The following is a 25,970-nucleotide window of genomic DNA, read 5'->3' on the forward strand; positions in this document are numbered from 1 at the left end:
TGCGCCACCACCACTCGTCGGCACTGTCAATTCTCACAGGTTCGCCACGCCCCCCGATAGGTGTTTGATCTCCTTGTCAGCAGTCGGCCACTCAGGGCCGCGCCTCATTCAAGGAAGCCTGTCCATGCCCAATTTTCCCATAGCCCCGGATAATGCGCCGCTGGGCGACAACAACCCGCCCGGCAACGCCCTCGTGCTGCATACCCCATCGTCAGGCCTGGCGTCGCGCCGCGTCGAAGACCTCGACCCGCCCAAGTCAGCCTATCCGTCGGTCCCGCTGGATGCCACGCTGTATCCTGAAAGAGGGGTCTACGGCCTGGGCATCCGCCACGTGCGCCCCTTTGCCCAGTGGACCTTCGAACGCTGGTTCAACTTCAATTACGACTTCTACGCCCTCTACCTCAACGACCTGGTCAATGCAGTCGCCGCCGATATTGCGCTTGAAGACCGGGACCGTTACGACTTGTTCGTCCCCGAAGAATTCATCCCCGAAGGCGACGTCCAGATATACGGCCGCGTAGTGCGGGCCGGCAGCGGCCAGGAGAGTACGTCGCCGCTGCAAACCATCCTGATCAAGACCACCCGCCCCGGTGGCCGCGATAACGACCCCGGCAGCAAATGGCACCCGGGCCTGGTGATGACGGTGGAAGGCCTGCCTGAGGGCTCCACCGTTAATATAGATAATGCCAACAGCGGGGTCTGGTGCCTGATCCAGCGCTATGAAAACCTGCGCCAGAATGACCAGATCGAGCTGTCGTGGGATGGGGTTTTAGTCACGCATATCGTCAGCCCGGCCGAAGTCGCGGGTTCAGGGCCGATTCGCGTCTTTGTCTCCAGGGACATCATTTTGCAGGGGGGGCATTTCGGCAAGCTGACCCTGCGGTTCCGGGTCTCGGACGTGGTGCAAAACTTCTCCGGGGATAAGTACCAGTATTCCAAACCCTACTTCCTGGACAGCGAGCTGGATCCGAACCTGCTTTTTGCACCGATCTTCCTGGTGGATGGCGAAGAGGCGACCCAGATCGACTTCGATACCCAGAGCGAGGCAACCTTCGAAGTGCTGGTGACGGTGCCTCGGCAAACCCCGGCGCCCCTGCCGCGGCACCAATTGGCGGTGACCTTGTTCGGTACCCTGGCCGACGGTTCGACCCAGATGTTCCCCTTGGCCCCGGTGGTGGACAGAAACCTCAGCGTTGAATTTGTCACCGTCGACCGCGAGATTATCGAACAACTGGTGGGCGGGTCCTTTCGGGTCTCGTTCCAGTGGCTGAAAAACGACGGCCGCGTGGAGCAATCCGGCAGTACCTCCGTCAGCGTGGTGGGCACGCCGGTGGCGATGCCGGCAGTGACGGTCGCACCGATCGAGGTGGGGCTGATCGAGCCCGATCAGGACATCACCGTGCAAATCCCCTTCTACGAACCCCACGACTCGGACTGGCTGGAAACCCTGGTGATTGAGCATATCCGCCCGGGCGGCGGTGGCGAAATCTACAAGGAAGAACAACTGGCGGGCGCCCAGGGCGGCACGCGCTACGTCAGCAAAGAAAACCTGAAACAGTTTGAAGGCGTGGGCGACATCGCGTTTTATTACCTGGTCAACGATGGCGCCGGCCACGTCCTGGACGGCAACGCATTGACCACTCGCAAGTCCCGCGAGCTGTTCGCCCACGTGGGTGAGCGCATCGGCAACATGCCGACTGCACACCTGGAAGGCGCCCTGGGCAACAACATCGACCCCAGCCATGTGACCACGCCCACCTTGCTGCTGACCCTGCCTTTGACCTTGCCCGCCCCGCACGGGCAGACCGAAGAAGGTGACCTGATCCACTGGAACGCCATCGGCTCCGGCCTTGACGGCTCGGCCAGTGGCGTTGTGCGCATCAACGGCGGCACGGCAGGCAAGCCCCTGGTTTTCCCGGTGAGCCGGGCGATCCTCGACAACAACAATAATGGCAGCCTGCGCATTACCTATAGCCTCGAACGCAGCGGCCCGCCACGCCTGGTATTGCGCTCCGAGGTGCTCAACCTGACCGTGGGCCGCGGCGTGCAACTGGAGCGTCCGGTTATCGACGGCGCCACCCTGTTCCCCGACGCACTCAACCCCCTGGCCGCATTGAGCGGCGCCAAGGTCATCGTGAGATACCGGCCGATGCAGGCCACCGACCAGATCAAGGTCGACTGGTTGAGCCGCGACGGGCTGGGCAGTGCCACCGAGTACACCCTGGGCAACCCGTCCACCAACGAAGTATTCGTGACCATCCCGGCGCGCACCATCGCCAGGGGTATTCGCCCCGGTGGCAACCAGATCAGCGTGCAATACCACTTCAACCGTGGCGCCTTTCCGTACCCTTCGGACACTGTCGACCTGCACCTGCTTCCCCTCACCGGGCTGCCCACACCGACGATCGACGGCATTGGCGACAGCACCCTGCTCGACCTGTCGAAACTCAATGACCAGGCCCGCGCCCGTGTATCCGTCTGGCCGTTTATCGATGCCGGGCAGTTTATGTGGATGAGTTGGGAGGGCACGTTTGCCGACGGCAGCCCGTACCGCGAGGACACCTACACCGCCAACCTGGTCACCGAAAACGGTGCCGCCAACGGTATCTCGCCACCCGCGCCAGTGGACAAACTGCAGCGCTTGATGGATGGCTCGCACCTGACCATCCGCTTCTGGGTCAGCCTGGCAGAAAGCCCCGACAAGAACACCGCCGTGCTGTTTGGCGTGCGTGAACACCGTGTGCAAACCCTGCCCGCCGTGCTGCCGCACCCACGGTTCAACGACCAGCCCGGGGCAACGCTGACCATTCAGCCGCTGGACCACGTAGACAACGCCAGTGTCACGGTGGCGTATGGCGGCATGAATCCAAGCCATTCCATCCAGTTGCAATGGATTTTCCCGGATGGCGGTGTTGCGGATATTGGCGCCAAGGACGGCCTGGACGGCGGTCGTGTGGATTTCGTCATTACCAATGAAGTGCTGGCAGACAGCGTCGGCAAAACCATTCAGTTGCGCTATGTCGCCACCATCAATGGCAGCCCGGTGCCTTCAGAAACGCAGGTATTGACAGTGGCCAGGATCCCGGCGGGCAGACCGCCACAACCGCGAATCAATAACATGAACAGCGGCACAACCCTGGACCTCCAGGCGTTCACCGGGGATGCACACGCCTCTGTAGCCAAATGGGAATTGAGCAAGCAAGGTCAACGTGTATGGATCACGCTGGAGGCGGCAGGTGTAGAACCTTTGTCGGTGCTGAGGGCACACGCCATTACTGCTGCTCAAGCGGCCAACGGCATCACCAACCAAGCTGTCTCCCGCAGCTGGCTGGCAAGCCTGGGGAAAAACACTACGTTCACGGTGACCTGCAAAGTGACGTATGACGGCAGTGACGATGAGTCAAAAGCCATCCCGCTCCTGCAAAGTACCTATACCGTGACATGGCTAGCGGAGGTCAAATTTATTCCTACCCTCCTCCACTCATCAAACGGGGTCGTCGTCAGCCCTGACGGGCGCCGCGTTTATGTCGCTGTTGGCGCGGGTGGTAGAACTGCGATTTACGTTATCGACACAGCAACGGACGCCGTTATTCACTCGGCTTCGTATGACATTCAGTCCAGTGGGCACCTTGCAATTCACCCGGACGGATCAAGACTCTACCTGGACCTGGTCCGCACCAGCATAGCGGTAATCAGTACAACCTCCTTCGCCAGAGTTGCGACCTATGCCACCGTAAATGAAATTATAGTGGACTTGGCGATCAATACTGCAGGCACTCGGCTATATGTTACTGCGGGGAGCGGTGCTTATACTTACGACGCCGCCACCGGCAATCGGATAGCTCAAATAGCGGGTCAGTCTCGCTACATCGCCCGCTCACCTAATAATACGCGTGCCTACCTTACGACCTATGGCGGCGGTTTCAACGCGGTTGATACGACTGTTATCAACACTGCAAACAATAGTGTTGTAACTGTCATTCAGGGAGTGATTGGGCCCATGGCTTTAAGTACCAACACCCCTCGCCTCTATTTGGCGAGAGCTGATGGCTTGGGGATAATAAACACCAACACCAACAGTTTGGTGACCGTGATTGGGGCGGGATCGGGAAGGTCGGTTGCAGTCAACCCGGTACTTCCTCATGCCTATACGGCAGGGTTCGGCGCCTTCAACATATTTGACACAAATACGGACAGGCTTATAGCGACTGTACCCGCGGATATTGGGTTTGGATCTGGCAATATTGCAGTACTGCCAAACGGTTCAAAAGCTTATTTCACCAGCAGTGACTCGCAAGGACTCTACGTCATGCGTTATTGACTAACTAACCGAGGTATAACCGGGACAGGTCCATCTAAACCATGGACTTGTCCCTTTTTTTGTCCCCTATAGCTCTCCCGCCACTATCCCCTCCCCGTGTCCGCCCGCCCCTGCTCAAACCTTCCAGACACGCCACCACGCACCTGCAACCATCGACTCCATCGCCCCCATTTACGAAGTCGCCCCACCATGTTCCCTACCCTGTTGCCCTTCCTGTTATTCGCTTTTGTAGCCTCCATCACCCCTGGCCCCACCAATATCCTGGTGCTGAGTAACAGCGCACGGTATGGCTTCAAAGCGGCACTGCCTATCGTGCTGGGCGCATGCGCGGGGGCGGCGGGGATTGTGCTGCTGGTAGGCTCCGGCGTTGGCCAGTCGCTGGCGCACTGGCCCCGGGTGCAGGCAGCGATGCAATGGCTGGGGGTCGCCTGGCTCAGCTACCTTTCCTGGCAGATTTTCAGCGCCCCCGCCGAGTCAATCGACCCGGCTGCCGTGCAAAAACCCCTGGGCTTGGCCGGCGCCGCCAGCCTGCAACTGGTCAACCCCAAGACCTGGATGATGGCCCTGGCGGTGGTGAGCGTGTTTGCCGGCAATGGCGATGAACGCCAGAGCCATGTGCTGTACCTGTCGCTGGCGTTCTTTGTGATCGCCTTGCCGTGCCTCGGCGCGTGGGCATTGCTGGGGGTTGGAAGCAGCCGGGTGTTTCGCTCGCCCAAGGCCATGCAACGGTTCAACCGCTGCATGGCGGTGTTGTTGCTGGTCTCAAGCTGGCTGAGCGTCTGGGTGTAGACACAACCGTTCGTCGGCACTGTCAGTTTTCACAGCTATCCGCTATCGGGGCTGCGGGTGTTTGATTTCCCTTGCCTATATGCACAGCCAGCGCTGTGCGTGACTTCCAGCAAGGAGTGGTCAGCATGCCCAACCAACCGATCGACCCCGATGACAATGCCTCGGTCATTGAAGACCCAGGTGTACCTGTTTCCGACAGCCCCCTGGCCCTCCTTGAGCCCGCGCCCCTGCCGGTGATCACGGCTGAAGACCTGGCCCCACCCTATTCGGCGTTCCCGCCGGTCTCGCTTGACCGGTATCCCGATGAACCTTACGCCTATGGCCTGGGCATTCGGCATGTTCAGCCCTATGCGTATTTCGTCCTGGAAAAATGGCACACCTGGGCCATCTTCGACGCCTTTGAGTTGTACCTCAATAACGATCTTCAGGTATCTGGTGTCGTCGAGATGGACCAGGATCGTTATGGCATGTACGTCATCGCCGAACGCATGCCTGAAGGTGAAGTGCAAGTGCGCGCGCGGGTACTGCGCGCAGGCAGCGGCCAGGAAAGCACCTCGCCGCCGCAAAGCATATTGATCAAGACCACCCGTCCCGGCGGGATAGAGAACAATGGTGACGACAAATGGCACAGTAAACTGAGCCTGAGTGTCGACGGCTTGCCCGAAAGCAGCACGATCAACATGGACACGATCAGTCGCGGGTTATACGCCGTGATTGCGCCCTATCCGAACGTGCGCAAGAACGACACCATTGAGTTCTATTGGGACGGAATTGAGATCAGGCACCTGGTCACGGCCGCCGAGGCTGGCGGTATCCAGCCGATCAGGGTATTTATCAGCAAGGAAAATATTCTCAAGGGCGGCCTCAACGGCGCACTCACCCTGCGCTTCAGGGTGTTCGATGTGGTTCAGAATTACTCAGGGGAAAAATACCAGTACTCCAAGCCGTATGGACTGGTCGCCGAACTGGACCCCAGCTTGATGAGCGCGCCGTTTTTCCTGGTGGATGACGCGGAAAGCCGGCAAATCGATTACGACACGCAAAGTAATTCACTGTTCGAAATCCTGTTGCAGACCCCACGGGTGACACCGGCCCCGCTGCCCCCAAACCAGGTCACGATTACCCTGACGGCCACACTGGCGGACGGCACGATCGAAGAACTGGTGCTTGATCCTGTCGAAGTCAGGAACGGTCGGGAAGAGATCTTCCCGGTGGACCGCGATTTGATCGAGCGCGTCATCGGCGGCTCGTTCAGGGCTTCATTCGTCTGGCACACCGCCACCGGTGGCCACCTCGGGCAGTCTGGCAGTGTCACCGTGACGGTGGTGGGTACACCGACCTCGATGCCGGCAGTGACCGTGACCCCGAGCGAGTTGGGCCTGATCAACCCGGACGATGATGCGTTTATCAGCATCCCGTCCTACCAGCCACACGCCTACGACTCGCTGGAAACCCTGGTCATCGAGCAGATTGTTCCAGGGGGCGGTGGAATGCGCTATTCCGACCCGCAACTGGCCGGGGACCAGGGTGGCACGCGCCGGGTTCCAAGCGAAATACTGCAACAGTTCAAGGGGCTGGGTGACGTCGCAGTGTATTACCTTGTCGACGACGGCGCGGATGCCCAGTTGCATGCCTACGGTGCGCTGATTGAACGCAAATCACGGGTGCTGACAGTACGCATCGACGAACGCCTCGAAACCATGCCTGCCCCCACCCTGCAGGGTGCGATTGACGACAACGTTGACCCGGTTGACGTAGTGGGCGACAGCGTGCTGCTGACGCTACCCTATACGGCAACCAGGAGCCGCGACCATATCCAATGGAACATTGTGGGCACGGGCACAGGCGGTTCCGCCAGCGGTTCGGTGACGATCAACGGTGCGACACAGGGCCAGCCACTGGTACTGCCGGTGAGCCGTGCGGTGCTGGATAACAACTTCGATGGCCAACTGCGCATCACCTACAGCCTGGAACGCGAAACCCCGCTGCCCAAACTCACCTTGCGCTCGTTTACAACCCTCCTGACCGTGGGCCGTGGCGTGGAACTGGACGCGCCTGAAGTCGTGGAAGCCGAGCAGTACCCTGACCGGCTTGACCCGCTGGCGGCTCAATCGGGTGCAACGGTGCTGGTGAAATACCGGCGCATGCGCGAGAGCGAATCGTTTTCAGTGAAATGGGTGACGGCCGATCTGCTGGGCAGCACCGTCGAAACGGGTTGGGGCAACCCCGACACCAATGAAGTGGGTGTGCCGATAGAGGCCCGTACCATTGCCAAGGGCATTCGCAACGAGCGTAACCGCATCAGTGTGCAATACAGTTTTACCCGCAGCGGGTTTCTCCATGAGTCGGATACTCTGAACCTGGACCTGCTGCCGTTGAGTGGGTTACCCACACCAACCATCGACGGGGTCGGCAACAGCGTGATCCTGCCGACGAACGAGCTTGTTGCTCAAGCCCGCATCCGTGTGGCGGCCTGGCCTTTGGCCTTTGAAGAGCAGTTCATGTGGCTGCAATACACGGGTACCAACACCGACGGCAGTGCGTTCAACCTGGACACTTTTATCGCCGCCCCTGTTGGAGAAAGCGCCACCCTGGGTGTCTCGCAACCCATACCGTTGGCGGAGCTGCAAGGTCTCAGGAACGAGTCGCACCTGACCATTCGCTTCTGGGTCAGCCTGGCCGAAAGCACTGATAAAAACACCGCAGTATTGTTTGGTGTACGCGAGCATATTATCCAGTCGATCCCCGCCACATTGCCGCGCCCGGCCTTTGCCAATCTGCAGGGCGCCACCTTGACCATCGACCCACAGGACTGGCAGAACAACGCCTATGTGGCGGTGGCCTATAACGAAATGACCGCGGCCCACCGCATCGCCCTCGAGTGGATTTACCCGAACGGCACCATGGCGACCATCCCGGCGCAGAACGGTAACACCAATAAGCGCGTCGACTTTCAGATCAGCCGGGACATCCTCGCCAACAGCGCGGGCAAATTGATCGAGCTCCGTTATATGGCGACGATAGGGACGACTATTGTCCCGTCAGAAACACAGAAGCTGACCGTCAACCGTGTTCCGTCCTCGGCGCTGCCTCGGCCGCTGATCAATGGCGTCCCTACAGGCGGTGAGTTGAACCTCAATAACTTCAGCACCAATGCCACCTTGAGTGTTGCCCCTTGGCCTTTGGCCGCAACGGGCCAGAAGGTCTGGGTGCAACTGACCAGGGCGGGCAGCGCGCCGTTGAATGTGCTGACAAACTACAGCCTGCTGGCGGGAGAAGTATCGACCGGCTTGGTGAACAAGGCGGTACTGCGCACATGGCTGGACGGGCTGCCTAACAACAGCACCATCACCGTAACGTGCAAGGTAACGTTTGATGGCAGCAGCGTTGAATCCACGGCCATTACGTTCCCCACTGCGACCTATACGGTAATTACTTCGCTGAGGATTGATCAGAGTCAAATGAACTTGAACGGTACAAGGGTGCTCACCAACTGGCCCGCAACCGGGAGGGATTGGGCGGGCAATACGCAGACACGAGTAGCCAGCGGAGGGGTTGGTTCTTATTCCTACGCGTCCAGCGCACCTACTATTGCTTCAGTACACTTAACCACGGGAAAAGTAATAGGCAATCGTAATGGTACGGCGACGATCACCGCGAGAGACAGAAATAATATTTCGCGGTCCTATACGGTCGTTGTCTCTAACATCTTCCAACTACAAGTCAATGAAACACACCAGTCTCCTACTGCTGCTATTAACTGGATGAACTCAATAGGAGGACGCCCACTTGTAATAGGCAACAGCGGAAATGGATCGATAATTTCCGCGTTAAGCTCTATATACAACCCTCCTCCAAGACTCAGAGAGTATGGACTTTGTTCATTCAATGGTGATTGGTACAACTTCATAACGATAGGAACCGGACCGCTATACTGGGTGGCTGTGCGCGGGCATTACAACATGTCAGCGTGGTGCATGACTCCCTATTAAAAAATCAAGATACTTAACCCCACAAAAAAAGGAAGCCTCGGCTTCCTTTTTTCTTTACCCCTGTTTCCTAGAAATCGTAACGCACTCCCACATTAACCCCCCACGGCTGATCCACCTTCTTGCCTTGGGCATGTTCAATATCAGCGTGCAGCTTGACGTTCTTCGACACCGACATCGCCACGCCCGCTGCCACTTCAATACGCGAACCGAACACATCGTTGTTGAAGCGCTGGTCGTTCACCTTGACCTTGTTGCTGTGGTTGAACTCATGGGCCAACGCTGTACGCAGGTAGGGCTGCAGCACCCCGCCGCTCTCCAGCTGGATATTCTTGCCACCTGTCACGCCGAGCTTGCCCACCACGGAGGCGGTGCGATCACCCTTGGCCTGCAGGCCATTGTCCAGCTCGTAACTTTGCGCCTGGATAATCGCTGTGCTCAGTTGCGAGTACGGTTCTACAAAGTAACCATCGTCGAGCTTGATATGCCGGCCGACTTCCGCCGATGCGCTCACGGCATTCTGCGTGTAGTTGCCCTTGGCACGCTTGCCGTCGCTCATGGTCACGTTGACCTCGTTGTGCAAGCGGTTGAGCTTGACCACGCCGTCGAAGTACAGCCCGCTCTCGTCGTCGATCCAGGTGGCATACCCCCCCAGGTAGTAGCTGTTGACCTTGCCGCTGCCGGAAGTGTTGGCGCTGATGTCGGACGTGCTGTGACCCGCCATGACACCGGCCATCCACTGGCCATCTCCGCCCGACAATGGCGCATCGGCCCCCAGGCTCAGGCCACGCTGGTTTTGCGTGTAGCCACCACCGTCCTTGTTCCCGGCTACCTCGTATTTGTTGCCGTAGCCACGCATCCAGAACCCGTTGCTCTGGCCGTCGCTGAAACGCAGTTCACCCATGCGGGTACGCAGCAGGGACATCTCGCCGTACAGCACGGTGGGGGCCGTGTTGAACAACGCCATTACGGTTTTGGTGCTGTTGCTGGTACCACGACGATTAGGATCGAGGTACCAGTCGGTGTCTTCCTTCTTCAGCCCGTAGGAATAGGCGCCCACATCCACGGTGTCGCCGTCCAGCGAGAAGTGCGCATCGCCACCTTCGGTGTGCACCACACGAATCGGCAAGGCACTCGCCAACTCGGAGCCGGTCGCCGCCAACAGCAGGCTGTGGTTGCCCGTGGCGACCCCGTTGACGTTGAGCAAGTCGGTCTGGCCGGTGCTGAAGTCGGTGTGCATCACATAGCTGCCGTCACCCGACAGGCTGTTGACGTCCAACTGGAAGAACTCATCGGCGCCGCCAAAGTGCACGGTGCCGCCGCCCATGATCAAGTCGCCGACTGAACTGTCATCCACCAGCATCCAGTGGGACGCTGAATTGACGCTCAACTCGGCGACGTTCTGCAGTTTGCCGGTGAGCCAGGAGCCATTGTTGAGCTGCAACCTGGCGGTGCTGCCGTCTTCGACCACCACGTCACCGACCAGGAAGCTGCGGTCGACGTTCATGTTGGCGGTGGCGCCGTTCATGACTTCCAGCAGCACACCGTTTGCGCCGGTCAGCGTGGAGCCATTGAGTACATGAATATCAGCAAGGGTGGATTCCCCGGGCCTGAACGAGCCGACCTGAATCGCCGAACCGGTCTTGCCCTCGACGCTCGAGCGGTCGAGGATCAGGCTGCTGGCCAAAGTCGGGTCGTTATCCACGCCCATCTTCACGCCAATGTCTCCACCAACGATGCTGGTATTGAACGCACGGGCCTGGCCATTGAACAGTTCGATACCCACGCCATCATCTGCGGTCGCCTCGACACGCGAATCGGTCAGGTCCAGCACACTGTGGGCACTGGCCGAGGCACCGCGGGTGCTGCCGGTGATGTGACTGTTGAGGACCGTGACGCTGGAACCATTGGTGGCGCCCAGGGAACGGGCCGCTGCCAGCCCGGTTCCGTTGTTGTGGGTAACGTTGCTGTTGGTGATCAGCACGTTGCTGCCCGTGACATGAACCCCGGCCCTTCCCGAATCCCGCGCAATGACGTCCGAACCATCGATGCGGATGTCGGAGTTGATTGCGGCAATGTCCCGGGTGCTGCTGCCGGCATTGACAATCAGGGTTGCGGAATTGGCAGTGATTTGCAGGGTGGGCACTCCATGAACCGTCAGGCGGGAACCTGCACGCAATTCAAAAGTGTCAGGGCGCGGGCCAGGCCCCACCGTTTCATCCGGGCCGGTCACGACACGCGCTTCGGACAGCTGCGCCATGAGCATCAGCAGTGTGACGGCCTTGGCCTTGAAGGCAAGGCTTAAGGGAGTTGGTTTGAAATTGAATGGAGCTGACATCTTTACGGACCTCTGGGTTGGCGTTCCTTTACGGAAAAAAACTGGCCGGTTCCGAAAAGCGTGTGGACCCTGCCAATCAAGCGGCGCCCAAGGTACCCAGAGCTGTTCCCAACATCTGTAGGACTAATCCCAAGGTGCTGTGCTGAAAGTGAATGCAGTTTGTAGTCGACCCAACGGCAAAAATGCCAAAGAGGAGCAAGGCTCCTCTTTGGCATTAGGGCTCAAACAAGTATCAAGGAAGCGGGACGGCAGTACCGTCGCAGAAAAAGCCATTCGTTCCACCTATCCGAACCCCGCGAACAAGAGGATGCGCTTCATCGGAAGGTAATGGTCCTTCAGGCAGGTTGATGGTGTACCAGATCCGCGCGGAGCCGGCCAGCCTTGCACCCGAGTTGGGCTGGATGGGTTTGTAGATGGTCTCATAGGGCCCCAGGAGCAACTCGAACCCAGAATTGATCATGGCTTGCGTGAGCGGTATGGAGTCCACACGACCCACTGCTGCCGGGACCGCTACCATTCCTGCATTGTCGCTGTAGCCTTGCCAGTGCAGCGTAACCACCATCCTCAGTTCAAAGTGCTCCGAAGGCGGGATAAACACCACAACGTTTCCGGGAGGATTTTCAGGCCTGAACGTAGCGCAGTTGATCGCCCCTCCGTCCGACAGATGTCGTACCACCGGCGGGGCAAGCTCTTTGAAGTTGGCATTCACCGTCACCGTCGTGTCAGGGGAAAACTGGCGGTTGGTGCTGGCCCCTTGGGCAATGGTGTAGAACACCGTCTTGCGGCCATTGCCATGACGCTCAATGAAGCTCCACGGGATTGAGAGCGGAATCACCTGGCCAGCCGAGGCGCCGGTCACCGGTTGGGTAGCAACGAGTTCGCCCGAATAGTAAAGGCGGATCGTAAAGTCGCTGGCATCCGGTGTGGGTGCCGTACTCCATAACGTTACCCGAGCAATTGCAGGCCGGTTGGCGTGGTCGCGCTCCAGTTCGTCGTCGGGGCCCTCGGTACCGGTTGCGTCCACCCCGTTCACGACTACGGGCAGCAGGTCATCGTTGATCGGGTCCGGGCCAATGGGAGTGGGGCCGACAACAAACAGGTCCAGGTTGACGGTGGTGGTCGGTGTCGCCGGGTTGTTGACAGACCGCCGCCGCACCACATAGGAAACCGTCAACGGCAATAGCCCTCGAGTGGCCCCATACAGGATTTCCAGCACCCTGTACGGAACGTAAACCTCCGCCGGGAAACGGCTGTTGCCCAGTGGCTGGGCCTCCAAGTTAACGGTGGTGATGCTTGTCCTCAATGTGACGAGGAATTCATCTCCATCGACGCCGCGCAGAAAGTTCGTATATTCAGGAATACGCACGATCATGCCGCCGTCCAGCGCAACGTCCGCCCGATCAATCAATACATCGCCGGGGGGAGAGGTTCGGTCAACCAGGGGGGCCAGCAGGTTCTCGGGCGCTGGAAACAGGCCCACGTCCATCTCGTAGGCAGTCGAAAGCCGCGCCCAATTCCCTGCCGCGTCGAACAACTCATACCGCAAATTGCGCAGGCCATCCGGATTGGCGTCAACCACGGATAATGGCAATGGAAAGCTCAGGTCCGCAGGCAGATTCCAGCGTGGCGAAGGATCGGGCGGGTTGGGTGCATAGGGCGTATCGGAGCCATTATAGTAAAGATACGCCCAATCGCCGTCTGCCCGACCATGCGCCACATAATCCGGGATCGTAAACACTGCAGACTCATTGGGCTTGCTTTCAAAGTAGTCGCGGTCGGCAGGTGTCGGCAGGTCGGCAGGCGGAATCGGCGCCGGCGGTGCATCGGGGGAAATGGCATACGGTGGTGTCAGGTCAACGACAATGGTCTGCGGATCTGATTCGGAATAGTTGTCAACGCCACGTACGTTAATTCCGTACTTGATTTGGTACCGCCCCGCGGGCCGCCGACCTTGAGCAATGTTCACCACTGTCTCAGGCCCTGGGGCAACAACGGTGAAATTATAAATGGGCGTGCCCCACTCGGTGTCATCGAAATTTTTCCACCAAACACTGACTTGATCGTCAAGAAACGGATGGGTATCGGCGTCAGGCCATAGTGGAATAGAGAAATTCAAATTCTCACGCAGGTTGTACTCCCGTGAAAGCAATCCAGGGTAGCCAGGCACCTCACCTTCAAGAATACCATCAGGCAAGGCGTCATCACTCGTATTGGCACTTCGATTCTTTGCATAGTTACGGATAAAGTCGAGCGTGTCCTTTTTCATTACGTGTCTCCAGATATTAAGACGAATTACATCTCACCCACACTTCCCTACCATTGACGTAGCCGTTCGCGTCGCGAGACAAAGCGCTTGCACGCCTATCACACGCCGACTATTCCCTGCACAACAACAAATACACCCAGTCCTTTAATCTTTGACCAACGTTGCCTTTCCATCACTGGTGCAACTAATGACATCCCCGGGTTTACAAAACCCACCCGTTGGAAAGGTCAGGTCGACACGGATGTGTCCGCTCCCCTTGACGTCTGGCCGGGAGTCACCCACCTTGCCCAGGTTGCGCCACACTTCGAAACTGGCCACAGCTGAACCGTATTCGCGCATAGGCTCCAAGGTCCGGTCGAACGGTTCCACCACAACTTTAATACCGTTATCAATATGGGGTTGCAGCACTTGGATGGTTTCTTCGTATTCAGTGCCAGCAATAGGATCAACCCAGTTATTACGCGCATAGCCTTGCCAGTGAAAACGCACCTCGTCGTTAAGTTGCAGGCCGATATTGCCCGGAATCAACCAATGCACGCCATATAAAGGCGAAGGCGAAGAACAACAGGTCACATACTCGCTAGTCAGGGTGTGCTGAACTTGCGGAGGAGTAAAATCAATCAGCGCCGTCACATCGACATTCACAAAAGTTGGCGGCGACTGTTGTTCGTTGACCCCATTACTGGTGAGGTAATGGACCGGCAGACGTGGATTGACCGTCCCCTCGATCAGATTCCAGGGAATATCGGTAAACCACACCAACTGCCCTCCTACCTCCCCCAACTGCACGGGATGGCTGGCCACCGGGCCAACACCGTTCCAGAACAGACTGAGCAATTGACCCGCAACCGGATCTGCAAACAAAGGAACATATGCCTGGGCAGCCAGCCCACGATCCAGATGATTGAGCTGATTGGGAGTCTTGGAGCCGCGCCCTATCACCGTGACGCTGGCCAGGGTCGGGTTAAGCAATGCGGGCGCATTGGGATGGTCCTGGCCGGCAATCGTCAGGTCGACATTGAACCGTTCCGATAAGGAACGAAATGGAGGCAGGGCTCCGCGAATGATTTCGTAGCGCACCACCGCCGCTTCGGGAATCAGTACAGGCGCAGGCCCCCTGAGGGTCAGCCATGGAATTTCCACATCACAAGGGAAGCTCAGTACTGGCTGCGGGACTGTCGGACGGGCATTCCAGTAGGCGATTACCTGGTCCCCCGGCGCCCAATCGTCGTAGGCGGGGTCAATGCGCATGAACACGCCACGACGTGCATCATCGCGCTTGATCAGGCCGTCGTCGTATGCCGGTGGCCGAATTTGCGGACGCGGCAAGTTGCTCGGCAACGGCGTCAGTGCCAGCTGAAACAGCAGTCCGGCACTCTGGCTGCTGAAATTGCCTGCCTCGTCAAAAATGCGGTAGAAAATATAGGCGTCACCGTTGTTCAACCTGCGAAAAATATCGGGGTCCACGTAAGCAACCAGCGGGTCTGAGGCTAACGCGATCACGTACTCGGCGTCCGCCGCGCTTAGCGGCGGGTTATCCCGGTTGGACAGGTAGAATTCAATCCGGTCCCTGTCCGCGCGCACGGTGTAGAACGGAATATTGAACGCCACCGGCACGTTATCGAGCAGGTATTGCTCATCGACGTTCGGGGTCGGGGCAACTACAAAATCCACAGTATCCAGAGGGTTCAGTAACTCAGGCGAGTCCAGATCGATGGTGAGTGTTCTCCTGGGATTCAGCACACTGACGCCGCCAAAGGAGTCCTGGACCGTGTAGTAGAGTTGCGCGGTGCCGGAGCCCTCATCAGTCAATCGTGACAGGGGCACCTCCAGTGAGATCATCGCAGGCAAAGGGGGTGGCGGGCCAAACACCTGCCGCGAATCAACCTCCTCATCGACACCCGCCCACACCCAGCGGAGGCGCACGATGTGCGGCTCATCCAGCAGCGGCTCAGGTCGCGGGTTCCACATCGGAATGTTGACCTGCAGCGGGCCCTGCAGGCGCGAGCGCGGGATCACGCCCCGGGGGTCACCACTGTCGACGCCGGGTATGTCCATCGGGTCCAGCAACACAGTGCCCCCGTCGTCCGCGCCCAAGGGTTTGATCAGGTAAGTGGATTCAGAGACGTCAGACATGGGTTTAATCCTCAACACGGTGGACAGTGGCCTGCCGGCAGGCGGCGTGTGTATACCAAGTGGCGTTGAGAGAATTAAGCGCCCGATTCCTCCGGCCGGATACTGTCAGAATTAACAGGTAGCCCCCTCCATTCGTCGCTTTTTGCTCGGCCTTGCTGCCAGGGCGGTTACTGAGCAGCGCTTGACGAAATTTCCTACTTGGTGTTTCCTGAAACCGGTTTCAGCAATTGGTTTCGCCTTGGAACCCAGATAAATCCAATAAGAAAGGCCGCCGCCGTGACTACTTTTTCCGCCGCCCAACGCAGCCGCGTGACCATGCTGGACGTCGCCGAGCGCGCCGGTGTATCCAAGGCCAGCGTGTCGCGCTTTATCGGCGACGACCGTGCCCTGCTCTCCGATGCCATCGCCCTGCGCATCGAGCAGGCCATCGATGAGCTGGGCTATCGCCCCAACCAGATGGCCCGCGGCCTGAAACGCGGGCGCACCCGCCTGATCGGCATGCTGGTAGCCGATATCCGCAACCCCTATTCAATTGCCGTGATGCATGGCGTGGAAACCGCCTGCCGCCAGCACGGCTACAGCCTGGTGGTGTGCAACACCGACCGCGATGACGAGCAGGAGCGCCAGCACCTGGCGGCCCTGCGTGCCTACAATATCGAAGGGCTGATCGTGAATACCCTCGGCCATCACCTGGACCAATTGCTGGAACTGCAACGGGAAATGCCCCTGGTGCTGGTGGACCGCAAGGTCGAACCGCTGCACAGCGACCTGGTAGGGCTGGACAACCCGGTGGCGGTGCGCATGGCCGTGGAGCATCTGGAACAGCAAGGCTATCGCGACCTGCTGTTGGTGACTGAAGCCACCGACGGCACCAGCTCGCGGCTTGAGCGCCTGGACAGTTTCAAGGCGGAGATGACCAACCGTCCGACGTTGACCGGCGCCGTACTGGAGTTGGACGGCGAACTGGAACAGCGTCTGCAAAAGTTTCTAGGCAAATCCGGCCCCAAGGCGTTGTTCTGCGCCAACGGAATCGCGGCACTGGCCTGTACCCGTGCGTTGAAAAATCTAGGCTGCAACCTGTTTGATGACGTGGGCCTGATCGCCCTGGATGACCTCGACTGGTACCCGCTGGTGGGCAACGGCATCACCGCCCTCGCCCAGCCCACCGAGGCCATTGGCGCCAGTGCGTTTGACTGTTTACTCAAGCGTTTGCGCGGCGATAGCCAGCCCCCACGCACCCTGGACTTCTTGCCACAACTGATTATCCGGGGCTCGACCCAATCCCTTGTGGGAGCTGGCTTGCCTGCGATAACGGTTTCTCCGGCGAAGCAGTAGGCGGCTGACCGCCGCCATCGCAGGCAAGCCAGCTCCCACACGTTTATTTTGCGAATAAAAATGAAACCGGTTTCAGAGGTCCACAACAATGCATAAATACCCCGTCTCCATCAGCCTTTCCAGTTACGGTGCCGACCTGGTCCGCCAGCAAGGCCAGTTGAGTTTCGTCGAGGTGCTGGCTGCCGCCGGCGCGCAACGCATCGAATGGCGCGAAGAGCTGCTGACCACCGAACAACCCCATGAGCTGGCGCAAGCTGCAGCCGATCAAGGCCTGGAGTGCGTGTTCTCATCGCCCCTGGAACTATGGGTGGCCGGTCGCTCGCAGCCCAATGCCGAACTGGCCGCCACCCTCGACCGCGCCCAGGCATTCGGCGCCCGCTGGCTGAAAGTCTCCCTGGGCTATTTCACCGACACCAACGACCTCGACAGTTTGAGCGCCCTGCTCAACCGGCATCCGGTCAAGCTGCTGGTGGAAAACGACCAGACCCTGCACGGCGGGCGCATCGAGCCGATGCAGCGCTTTTTCAACGAAGTCGAGCGGTTGGCGGTGCCGGTGAAAATGACCTTCGATATCGGCAACTGGCAATGGCAAGACCAATCGGCGACCACCGCTGCACGCCTGCTGGGCCGCCACGTGGATTACCTGCACTGCAAGGCCGTGGCCCGCCGCGCCGACGGCAAGCTGGTGGCTTTGCCGCCGGGCGCCGCCGACCTGCATCTGTGGGAACAACTGCTCAAGCACATGACTCAAGGTATTACCCGGGCCGTGGAATTTCCGCTGCAAGGCAATGACCTGGTGCAGGTCACCGCCCAGCAGGTCGCCGCCCTCGCCGTCCTCGGCCAGCCCCGCGTGGAGAACGCACATGTCTGAGATCGATATCCTGTCGTTTGGTGAAACCATGGCGATGTTTGTCGCCGAACAGACCGGCGACCTGGCCCAGGTTGCCCAATTTCACAAGCGTATTGCCGGCGCCGACAGCAACGTCGCCATCGGCCTGTCACGCCTGGGCTTCAACGTCGCATGGCTGAGCCGCGTGGGTGACGATTCCCTCGGGCGCTTCGTGGTGGACACCTTGCAGAACGAAGGCCTGGACTGCACCCATGTGGCGGTGGACCCGCTGCACCCCACGGGCTTTCAACTCAAGTCCCGCGAGGAAGCCGGCGATGATCCGCAGGTGGAGTACTTCCGCCGTGGCTCGGCCGCCAGCCATCTGTCGGTCGAGGCGATCAAGCCTGAGCTGTTGCAAGCCCGGCACCTGCACGCCACCGGCATTCCGCCGGCGCTGTCGGACGCCACCCGCGACCTGTCGCGCCAGTTGATGACACAAATGCGCGAGGCCGGGCGCAGCGTGTCCTTCGACCCGAACCTGCGCCCGTCCCTGTGGGCGAACGAGCAACGCATGATCAGCGAAATCAACGCCCTCGCCTGCCTGGCGGACTGGGTGTTGCCGGGCTTGAGCGAAGGCCGCTTGCTCACCGGTTTTGAAGACCCGGCCGACATCGCCGCGTTTTACCTCGACCAGGGCGTGGAAGCCGTGGCCATCAAGCTCGGGCCCCACGGCGCGTATTACCGCACCCAGCTGGACCAGGGGTTTGTCGCCGCCGTGCCAGTGGCCAAGGTGGTCGACACGGTCGGCGCCGGCGATGGATTTGCCGTGGGCATGATCAGCGCGCTCCTGGAAAACCTGAGCTTCAGCGAAGCCGTGCAGCGCGGCAACTGGATCGGCAGCCGCGCGGTGCAGAGCCGTGGCGACATGGAAGGCTTGCCGTTCAGAACCGATCTGCCCCACACCCAGAAAGCCGGTTAATCAGCATCACCGAGTTACCTGTTGCCACAACTACAACAAGCTCAGGAGCAACCTTATGGAACCGTTGAAACTCGCCACCCGCCGTTGGTGGTACATCATGCCCATCGTGTTTATCACCTACAGCCTGGCGTACCTGGACCGCGCCAACTACGGCTTTGCCGCCGCCTCCGGGATGGCCGAAGACCTGATGATCACCCCGGGCATGTCGTCATTGCTCGGCGCGCTGTTCTTCCTTGGCTACTTTTTCTTCCAGGTGCCCGGTGCGATCTACGCGCAGAAACGCAGCGTGAAGAAGCTGATTTTCGTCAGCCTGATCCTGTGGGGCGGCCTGGCTACCCTGACCGGCATGGTGTCCAACGCCTACATGCTGATCGTGATCCGCTTCATGCTCGGGGTGGTCGAAGCCGCCGTGATGCCGGCGATGCTGGTGTACCTGTGCCACTGGTTCACCCGCGCGGAACGCTCGCGGGCCAACACCTTCCTGATCCTCGGCAACCCGGTGACCATGATGTGGATGTCGGTGGTCTCGGGCTACCTGGTGCAGCATTTCAGCTGGCGCTGGATGTTTATCATCGAAGGTTTGCCGGCGGTGCTGTGGGCGTTTATCTGGTGGAAGCTGGCGGATGAAAAACCCGCAGACGCCAAATGGCTGAGCGCCCAGCATAAAAAAGACCTGGAAACCGCCCTCGCCGAAGAACAAGTGGGCATCAAGGCGGTAAAGAACTACGCCGAGGCCTTTCGCTCACCCAAGGTGATCATCCTGGCGCTGCAGTTTTTCTGCTGGAGCATTGGCGTGTATGGCTTCGTGCTGTGGCTGCCGTCGATCCTCAAGGCCGGCCTGAAAATGGACATGGTCGAGGCCGGCTGGCTGTCGGCGCTGCCGTACCTGGCGGCGGTGATCGGCATGCTGGCGGTGTCCTGGGGCTCGGACAAACTGCAAAAACGTAAACGTTTTGTGTGGCCACCGTTGCTGATCGCCTCCATCGCGTTTTATGCGTCCTACGTGCTCGGCGCCGAACACTTCTGGTGGTCGTACACCCTGCTGGTGATCGCCGGGGCCTGTATGTATGCGCCTTACGGGCCGTTTTTTGCGATCGTCCCGGAAATCCTCCCGGCCAACGTCGCCGGCGGCGCCATGGCGCTGATCAACAGCATGGGCGCCCTCGGTTCGTTCGGCGGTTCGTACCTGGTGGGCTACCTCAACAGCAGCACTGGATCGCCCGGCGCCTCGTACTTGCTGATGAGTGGTGCGCTGCTGGTGTCGGTGGTGTTGACGATCTTTCTCAAGCCCGGCGCCAGTGACCGCGAGCGCGCCCCGCTGCAATCCCTTGAATTGAAGGTAAAGACCTGATGAAAAAGTCTGTCGTGCTCTACAAGAAACTCTCAGCACCGCTGATGGCCCGCCTGCATGAACAGGCCGAGGTCACGCTTATTGAATCGCTGGATGAAAGCGGCCTGGCCAAACTGCGTGAAGCCTTGCCGACGGCCCAGGGGTTGCTGGGTGCCAGCCTGCGCCTGGATGCCAAACTGCTGGATCTGGCGCCAAACCTTGAGGCCGTGGCCAGCGTGTCGGTCGGTGTCGACAACTACGACATTGACTACCTGACCGCGCGCGGCATCCTGCTCAGCAATACCCCCGACGTGCTGACCGAAACCACCGCCGATACCGGCTTCGCCCTGATCCTGGCGACCGCCCGGCGAGTGGTGGAGCTGTCCAATATGGTGCGCGCCGGCAACTGGAACCAGAACATCGGCCCGCTGCATTTCGGCAGCGACGTGCATGGCAAGACCCTGGGCATTATCGGCATGGGCCGGATTGGTGAAGCATTGGCCCAGCGTGGGCACTTCGGGTTCGGCATGCCGGTGATCTACCACAGCCACTCGCCAAAACCTGCAGTGGAGGCGCGGTTTGACGCGCAATACCGCAGCCTGCCGGACCTGCTCCGGGAAGCCGATTTTGTGTGCCTGACCTTGCCGCTGACGGCTGAAACCGAAGGTTTGATCGGTGCTGAAGAGTTCGCGTTGATGGGCCCGGAGACGATCTTTATCAACATCTCCCGGGGCAAGGTGGTGGACGAGCCGGCGCTGATCGAGGCGTTGCAACAGCGCACGATTCGTGCGGCGGGGCTGGATGTGTTTGTGCGCGAGCCGCTGCAGCATGACTCGCCGTTGTTGCGCTTGAACAATGTGGTGGCGACGCCGCATATCGGTTCAGCGACTCATGAAACGCGGGAGGCGATGGCCAAGTGCGCGGTGGACAATCTGCTGGCGGCGCTGGCCGGTGAAAAGCCGAAGAACCTGGTGAACCCAGCCGCCTGGAAACACTGATTCCTGAAGCACCACAGAAGCCAATGTGGGAGCGGCGGTGCGACGACTCGACTTGCTCGCGAAGGCGGTGTGTCAGCCACCGAATGCATCAACTGATACACCGCTTTCGCGAGCAAGCCCGCTCCCACATTTTTTTATCGCATTTCAGATCAGATGACGAATCTGGCCACCATCCCGTTCAAATCCACCGCCAAGCGCGACAGCTCATGGCTGGCCGCGCTGGTCTGGTTGGCACCCGCCGCCGACTGCGTCGCCAGGTCGCGGATGTTCACCAGGTTGCGATCCACTTCGCGGGACACCTGAGCCTGTTCTTCCGACGCACTGGCGATCACCAGGTTGCGCTCGTTGATCAGGCTGATGGACTGGGTGATCTGCTCCAGGGCCACACCGGCAGCCCGCGCCATTTCCAGGGTGCTTTGGGTGCGCTGGTTGCTCTGCTGCATGGACTGCACCGCTTCACCCGTACCGCTCTGGATGCCGGCGACCATTTTCTCGATTTCCTGGGTCGACTGCGCCGTGCGATGGGCCAGGGCCCGCACTTCGTCCGCCACCACCGCAAAACCACGCCCGGCTTCACCGGCACGCGCCGCTTCAATCGCCGCGTTGAGGGCCAGCAGGTTGGTCTGCTCGGCAATCGCGCGAATCACGTCCAGCACCTTGCCAATGTCACGGCCCTGGGTGGCCAGGCCTTCGATCAGCACCGAGGTGTTTTGCACGTCCTGGGTCATGGTCTGGATCGCGCCGACGGTTTCCACCACTCGGTCGCGCCCTTCCCGCGCAGCCTGGTTAGACTGGCTGGAGGCCTCGGAGGTGGACACCGCGTTGCGCGCCACTTCTTCCACGGCGGCCGTCATTTCGTTGACCGCGGTGGCGGCCTGGTCGATTTCGTTGTTTTGCTGTTGCAGGCCCTTGGAGGCTTCTTCGGTGACGGCGCTGAGCTCTTCAGCGGCGGAGGCCAACTGCGTGGCTGAGCCGGCGATGTGCTGGATGGTCTGGCGCAGGTTGTTCTGCATCGCGGCCAAGGCGCCGATCAGGCGGGCCGGTTCGTCCTTGCCGTCGTCTTCGATCGCTTTGCTCAGGTTACCGCCAGCGATGGTTTCAGCAACCTCCAGCGCTTTGCGCAAGGGCGTCACGATACTGCGCGTCAGCAGCCAGGCCAGCAGTACGGTCATCAACGCAGCAATCACGGAGACTGCGATGATGCCAGTGATTGCATCCTGATAACTTTGCCCGGCCTCGGTGTCGGCCTGCTTCGCGTCAGCAGCGTTGATGGCGATCAGTTTATTCAACTGCTCGCCCATCTGGTCGGTGCCGTCCTTGATACGGCTATTGATCAAGGCACGCATCTCTTCGACCTTGTTCTGCTGTGAAAAGGCAACCATCTCGGCCTGGGCCTTCAGATAATTGTCGAGCGTGAGGGAGAACGTTTTGTACAGCGCCGCCTCTTCGTTCCCGGCTGGCATGCCTGCATAAGCGGCCTGTGCCGTCTTGACCTTGTCCACCAGCACACCCATGCGGGTTTGAGCCTCATCCAGAGCCGCCGGCTCACGGTTTACCAGCACACGAAAAGAGAGAATCCGCAGGCGCAGGACGTTTTCGGTCATGGTCGCCAGATACCCGACGCTGGGCAGTTGGTTGGAGCCCATGTCGACCGATGCCTGACGAATCAGGGTCATGCGGTTCGCCGCAAACACCCCAAGAATAACGACAAGCAACGCGATGAAGGCGAAACCGAGAAAAGCTCGAGGTGCGATATTCAGGTTACGAAGGGACATAGGGGGCGCTCTTAGAAGTAGTGGCTGCGAGCATCCCTGCCGCGACACGGTCAGTGGGCGTCAACGCGCCGCTCTGACCGGCTGGCGCCACTGTTGTAATAGGTATGTGGGCCTATAAACGGTATCGGCCGGCTTGAGGATTTAATGGGGGATGATTCGAAATATTTTTTCACACTTCTGACAACTGGCACTTTCTGGCATCCTGCGCCTCCTTTTTCCTACCCGGGCCCGTATTTTGTCTGACACTCAAACCCCTCGCCCCCGTTATAAATCCGACCTGATCTACGGCCTCGACGACCGTCCGCACTTCAGCGCGGCGATATTTGCCGCCCTGCAGCACGTGCTGGCCAGCTTTGTCGGGATCATCACCCCGACGCTGATCGTCGGCGGCGTGCTGGGCCTGGAAAGCGAAGTGCCGTACCTGGTCAGCATGGCGTTGTTTGTGTCCGGGCTCGGCACCTTTGTGCAGGCCCGCAAGTTCGGCCCGGTGGGTTCGGGCCTGCTGTGCCTGCAAGGCACCAGTTTTTCGTTTATCAGCGTGATCCTCAGTGCCGGCTTCATGGTCAAGGCCCGGGGCGGCGGCACCGATGAGATCCTGTCGACGATCTTCGGCATCTGCTTCTTCGCGGCGTTTATCGAAGTGGTGCTCAGCCAGTTCATCGGCAAGCTGCGCAAGCTGATCACCCCGGTGGTCACCGGCACCATCATTACCTTGATGGGTTTGTCGCTGATCAAGGTGGCCGTCACCGACATGGCCGGCGGTTATGGCGCCAGCGACCTGGGCGCCGCCGGCAACATGGGCCTGGCGGCCCTGGTGCTGCTGACCATCGTGGTGCTCAACCGCTTCAACAACGCGTTCCTGCGCCTGGGTTCGATCGTGATCGGCCTGACCCTGGGTTTTGTGGTGGCCTGGTGGATGGGCCGCGTCGACCTGGGCGCCCTGCCCCAGTTGCCACTGATCAGCGTACCGGTGCCGTTCAAGTACGGTTTTTCGTTCGACTGGGTGGCGTTTATCCCGGTGGCGGTGATCTTCCTGATTTCGCCCCTGGAAGCCGCCGGTGACCTGACCGCCAACTCGATGATCTCGCAACAGCCGGTCAAGGGCCCGCTGTACATCAAGCGCATCAAGTCCGGCCTGCTGGCCGACGGCCTCAACTCGGTGATGGCGGCCACCTTCAACAGCTTGCCGATGGTGACCTTCGCCCAGAACAACGGGGTGATCCAGTTGACCGGCGTGGCCAGCCGTTATGTGGCGTACTTCATTGCCGGGCTGCTGGTGCTGCTGGGGCTGTTCCCGATGATCGGCGCGGTGTTGCAACTGATGCCCAAGCCGGTACTCGGTGGCGCCACGCTGATCATGTTCGGCACCGTGGCCGTGGCCGGGATCAAGATCCTCGCCGAAGCCGGGCTGCACCGGCGCAATGTGCTGATCGTGGCGATCTCCCTGGGCATGGGCCTGGGTGTGGCAGCAGTGCCGGAAGTACTGCGCGAGCTGCCCAAGGCACTGCACAACATCTTCGAGTCGCCAATCACCGTGGGGGCGTTCTGCGCTATCGTGCTGAACATCTTCCTGCCTGAGGAGTTCATAGAGTTGGAAGAAGATGAATTTGATCCGGAAGCCTCCACCCTCAAAGTGATGCAGGACCCGGACGTCACGAAATAGGAGAACCCGTTTTATGCGCAAGCTCATGGTTTTGTCACTGCTGCTACTCACCCTGAGCGCGTGCGCGCTGTTTCCCAATCGCGACCCGGTGAACATCAACGTGGTGGGCATCGAGCCGCTGCAGAGCCAGGACCTGGAAGTGCGTTTCGCGGTGAAGCTGCGGATACAAAATCCGAATGAAACAGCCATCGACTACAGCGGCGTGGCCCTGGACCTGGAGGTCAATGGCCGGCCGCTGGCGTCCGGGGTGAGTGACCAGGGTGGCTCGATCCCACGCTTTTCGGAGACGGTGCTGACGGTGCCGGTGAGCGTTTCGGCGTTTTCCGTGTTGCGCCAGACCCTTGGCTTGAGCCAGACCCAGAGTTTGAATAACCTGCCGTACGTGTTGCGCGGGAAACTCGCGGGTGGCCTGTTTGGCACCATGCGTTTTGTGGATCGCGGGACCCTGGACTTTCCCAACACTGCCACATGGTAACGACATGGATGCGCAACCTACGCTGTATACCGAACGGCTGATCCTGCGGCCGTTGACGCTGGAGGATGCCGAGGGTGTCCAGCAGCAATTTCCGCACTGGGAAGTGGTGCGTTACCTGAATGCCCTGGTGCCCTGGCCGTACCCGGCGGACGGTGCGCGCAGCTATCTGGAGCATGTTGCATTGCCGGCGATGGCTCGGGGTGAGGAGTGGCATTGGTCGATCCGCCTGAAAAGCGCGCCTGGGGTGTTGATTGGTAATGTCAGCCTGATGGATGAGGTGGACAACAACCGCGGCTTTTGGCTGGCGCCGCAGTGGCAGGGCCAGGGGTTGATGGCCGAGGCCAGTGCGGCGGTGACTGAGTATTGGTTTGAGGTGCTGGAGCGGCCTGTGATGCGCGTGCCCAAGGCGGCGCCGAACGTGGCGTCTCGCAGGATTTCCGAGCGGACGGGGATGCGGTTGGTCAGGACCGATGAGGGGCAGTTTGTCGCTGGGAGTTTGCCCAAGGATATCTGGGAGATTACCCGGGAGGAATGGCTGGGGAGTCGGCGGGGCTGAGGTGGGTTTTGGGTGTATATCCGTTATTTCGGTGATGGCTGAGATTGGTTCCGCTCTTACAGCGGCTCACTTTTGAAGAGCGCAAAAGTAAGCAAAACGCTCTTGCCCCACCACTCGGCACCTCGCTTGGGCTCGGTGTGCCCTCACTCCGGCTTTGGACCGTGGGCCGCCGTCATGGGCCATCCCTGGCC

The 25,970-nt window shown here is 59.9% G+C and carries 15 protein-coding genes; 11 read left to right on the forward strand and 4 right to left on the reverse strand.

What is annotated here, in order from left to right; genetic code table 11:
• Nucleotides 1–124 precede the first annotated feature (124 nt).
• The 3 genes from HX801_RS30525 (at nt 125) to HX801_RS30535 (ending at nt 9,102) form a co-directional block, all read left to right on the forward strand.
• Entirely contained in the window at nt 125–4,321 is a 4,197-nt protein-coding gene (locus HX801_RS30525; RefSeq protein WP_177023328.1) for a YncE family protein, read from the forward strand.
• A gap of 189 nt (nt 4,322–4,510) precedes the next feature.
• Nucleotides 4,511–5,110, forward strand: coding sequence for a LysE family translocator (locus HX801_RS30530; protein ID WP_177021201.1), 600 nt, complete (start codon nt 4,511–4,513; stop codon nt 5,108–5,110).
• A gap of 125 nt (nt 5,111–5,235) precedes the next feature.
• The gene (locus tag HX801_RS30535) at nt 5,236–9,102 is read left to right on the forward strand and encodes an Ig-like domain-containing protein (protein WP_177023329.1); all 3,867 of its coding nucleotides are present in this window, start codon (nt 5,236–5,238) and stop codon (nt 9,100–9,102) included.
• A gap of 67 nt (nt 9,103–9,169) precedes the next feature.
• Here HX801_RS30535 and HX801_RS30540 read toward each other — a convergent pair whose 3' ends face one another.
• From HX801_RS30540 to HX801_RS30550, 3 genes are all read right to left on the reverse strand, one after another.
• Nucleotides 9,170–11,437, reverse strand: a complete 2,268-nt coding sequence (locus HX801_RS30540; RefSeq protein WP_177023330.1) for an autotransporter outer membrane beta-barrel domain-containing protein — start codon at nt 11,435–11,437, stop codon at nt 9,170–9,172.
• 232 nt (nt 11,438–11,669) lie between these two features.
• Nucleotides 11,670–13,703, reverse strand: a complete 2,034-nt coding sequence (locus HX801_RS30545; RefSeq protein WP_177023331.1) for a hypothetical protein — start codon at nt 13,701–13,703, stop codon at nt 11,670–11,672.
• Nucleotides 13,704–13,847: 144 nt separating this feature from the next.
• Nucleotides 13,848–15,839, reverse strand: a complete 1,992-nt coding sequence (locus HX801_RS30550; protein WP_177023332.1) for a hypothetical protein — start codon at nt 15,837–15,839, stop codon at nt 13,848–13,850.
• A 276-nt stretch (nt 15,840–16,115) separates the two neighbouring features.
• On the opposite strand from HX801_RS30550, the gene HX801_RS30555 reads away from it, so the two are divergent.
• The 5 genes from HX801_RS30555 (at nt 16,116) to HX801_RS30575 (ending at nt 21,310) form a co-directional block, all read left to right on the forward strand.
• Nucleotides 16,116–17,174 (forward strand): LacI family DNA-binding transcriptional regulator, encoded by a 1,059-nt coding sequence (locus HX801_RS30555; protein ID WP_177023333.1) that lies wholly within the window; start codon nt 16,116–16,118, stop codon nt 17,172–17,174.
• An 88-nt stretch (nt 17,175–17,262) separates the two neighbouring features.
• Entirely contained in the window at nt 17,263–18,045 is a 783-nt protein-coding gene (locus tag HX801_RS30560; protein WP_177023334.1) for a sugar phosphate isomerase/epimerase, read from the forward strand.
• On the forward strand, nt 18,038–18,982 hold the full coding sequence (locus HX801_RS30565) for a sugar kinase (RefSeq protein ID WP_177023335.1): 945 nt from the start codon (nt 18,038–18,040) through the stop codon (nt 18,980–18,982). Before HX801_RS30560 ends, HX801_RS30565 begins: the two co-directional genes overlap by 8 nt.
• Before the next feature lie 55 nt (nt 18,983–19,037).
• A complete protein-coding gene (locus HX801_RS30570) occupies nt 19,038–20,333 on the forward strand; it encodes an MFS transporter (RefSeq protein WP_003214078.1) in 1,296 nt (431 codons plus the stop codon).
• Entirely contained in the window at nt 20,333–21,310 is a 978-nt protein-coding gene (locus tag HX801_RS30575; RefSeq protein WP_177023336.1) for a D-glycerate dehydrogenase, read from the forward strand. Before HX801_RS30570 ends, HX801_RS30575 begins: the two co-directional genes overlap by 1 nt.
• A 149-nt stretch (nt 21,311–21,459) precedes the next feature.
• Here the strand turns inward: HX801_RS30575 and HX801_RS30580 are convergent, their stop codons facing one another.
• Nucleotides 21,460–23,085, reverse strand: coding sequence for a methyl-accepting chemotaxis protein (locus HX801_RS30580; protein ID WP_177023337.1), 1,626 nt, complete (start codon nt 23,083–23,085; stop codon nt 21,460–21,462).
• A gap of 235 nt (nt 23,086–23,320) precedes the next feature.
• Between HX801_RS30580 and HX801_RS30585 the strand changes: the two genes are divergently transcribed.
• Genes HX801_RS30585 through HX801_RS30595 form a run of 3 tightly spaced genes read left to right on the forward strand, consistent with a single transcriptional unit; the run spans nt 23,321 to nt 25,779 of the window.
• Nucleotides 23,321–24,748 carry a nucleobase:cation symporter-2 family protein gene (locus HX801_RS30585; RefSeq protein WP_003214084.1) on the forward strand — a complete coding sequence of 476 codons (1,428 nt, stop codon included), beginning with the start codon at nt 23,321–23,323 and terminating at the stop codon, nt 24,746–24,748.
• 13 nt (nt 24,749–24,761) lie between these two features.
• Complete coding sequence (locus HX801_RS30590; protein ID WP_003214086.1) at nt 24,762–25,223, forward strand: LEA type 2 family protein; 462 nt, start codon at nt 24,762–24,764, stop codon at nt 25,221–25,223.
• Between the two features lie 4 nt (nt 25,224–25,227).
• Nucleotides 25,228–25,779 carry a GNAT family N-acetyltransferase gene (locus HX801_RS30595; RefSeq protein ID WP_003214088.1) on the forward strand — a complete coding sequence of 184 codons (552 nt, stop codon included), beginning with the start codon at nt 25,228–25,230 and terminating at the stop codon, nt 25,777–25,779.
• Nucleotides 25,780–25,970: the final 191 nt, after the last annotated feature.

The sequence above is a fragment of the Pseudomonas sp. G1002 genome (assembly GCF_013385455.1).
Taxonomy (GTDB): Bacteria; Pseudomonadota; Gammaproteobacteria; order Pseudomonadales; family Pseudomonadaceae; genus Aquipseudomonas.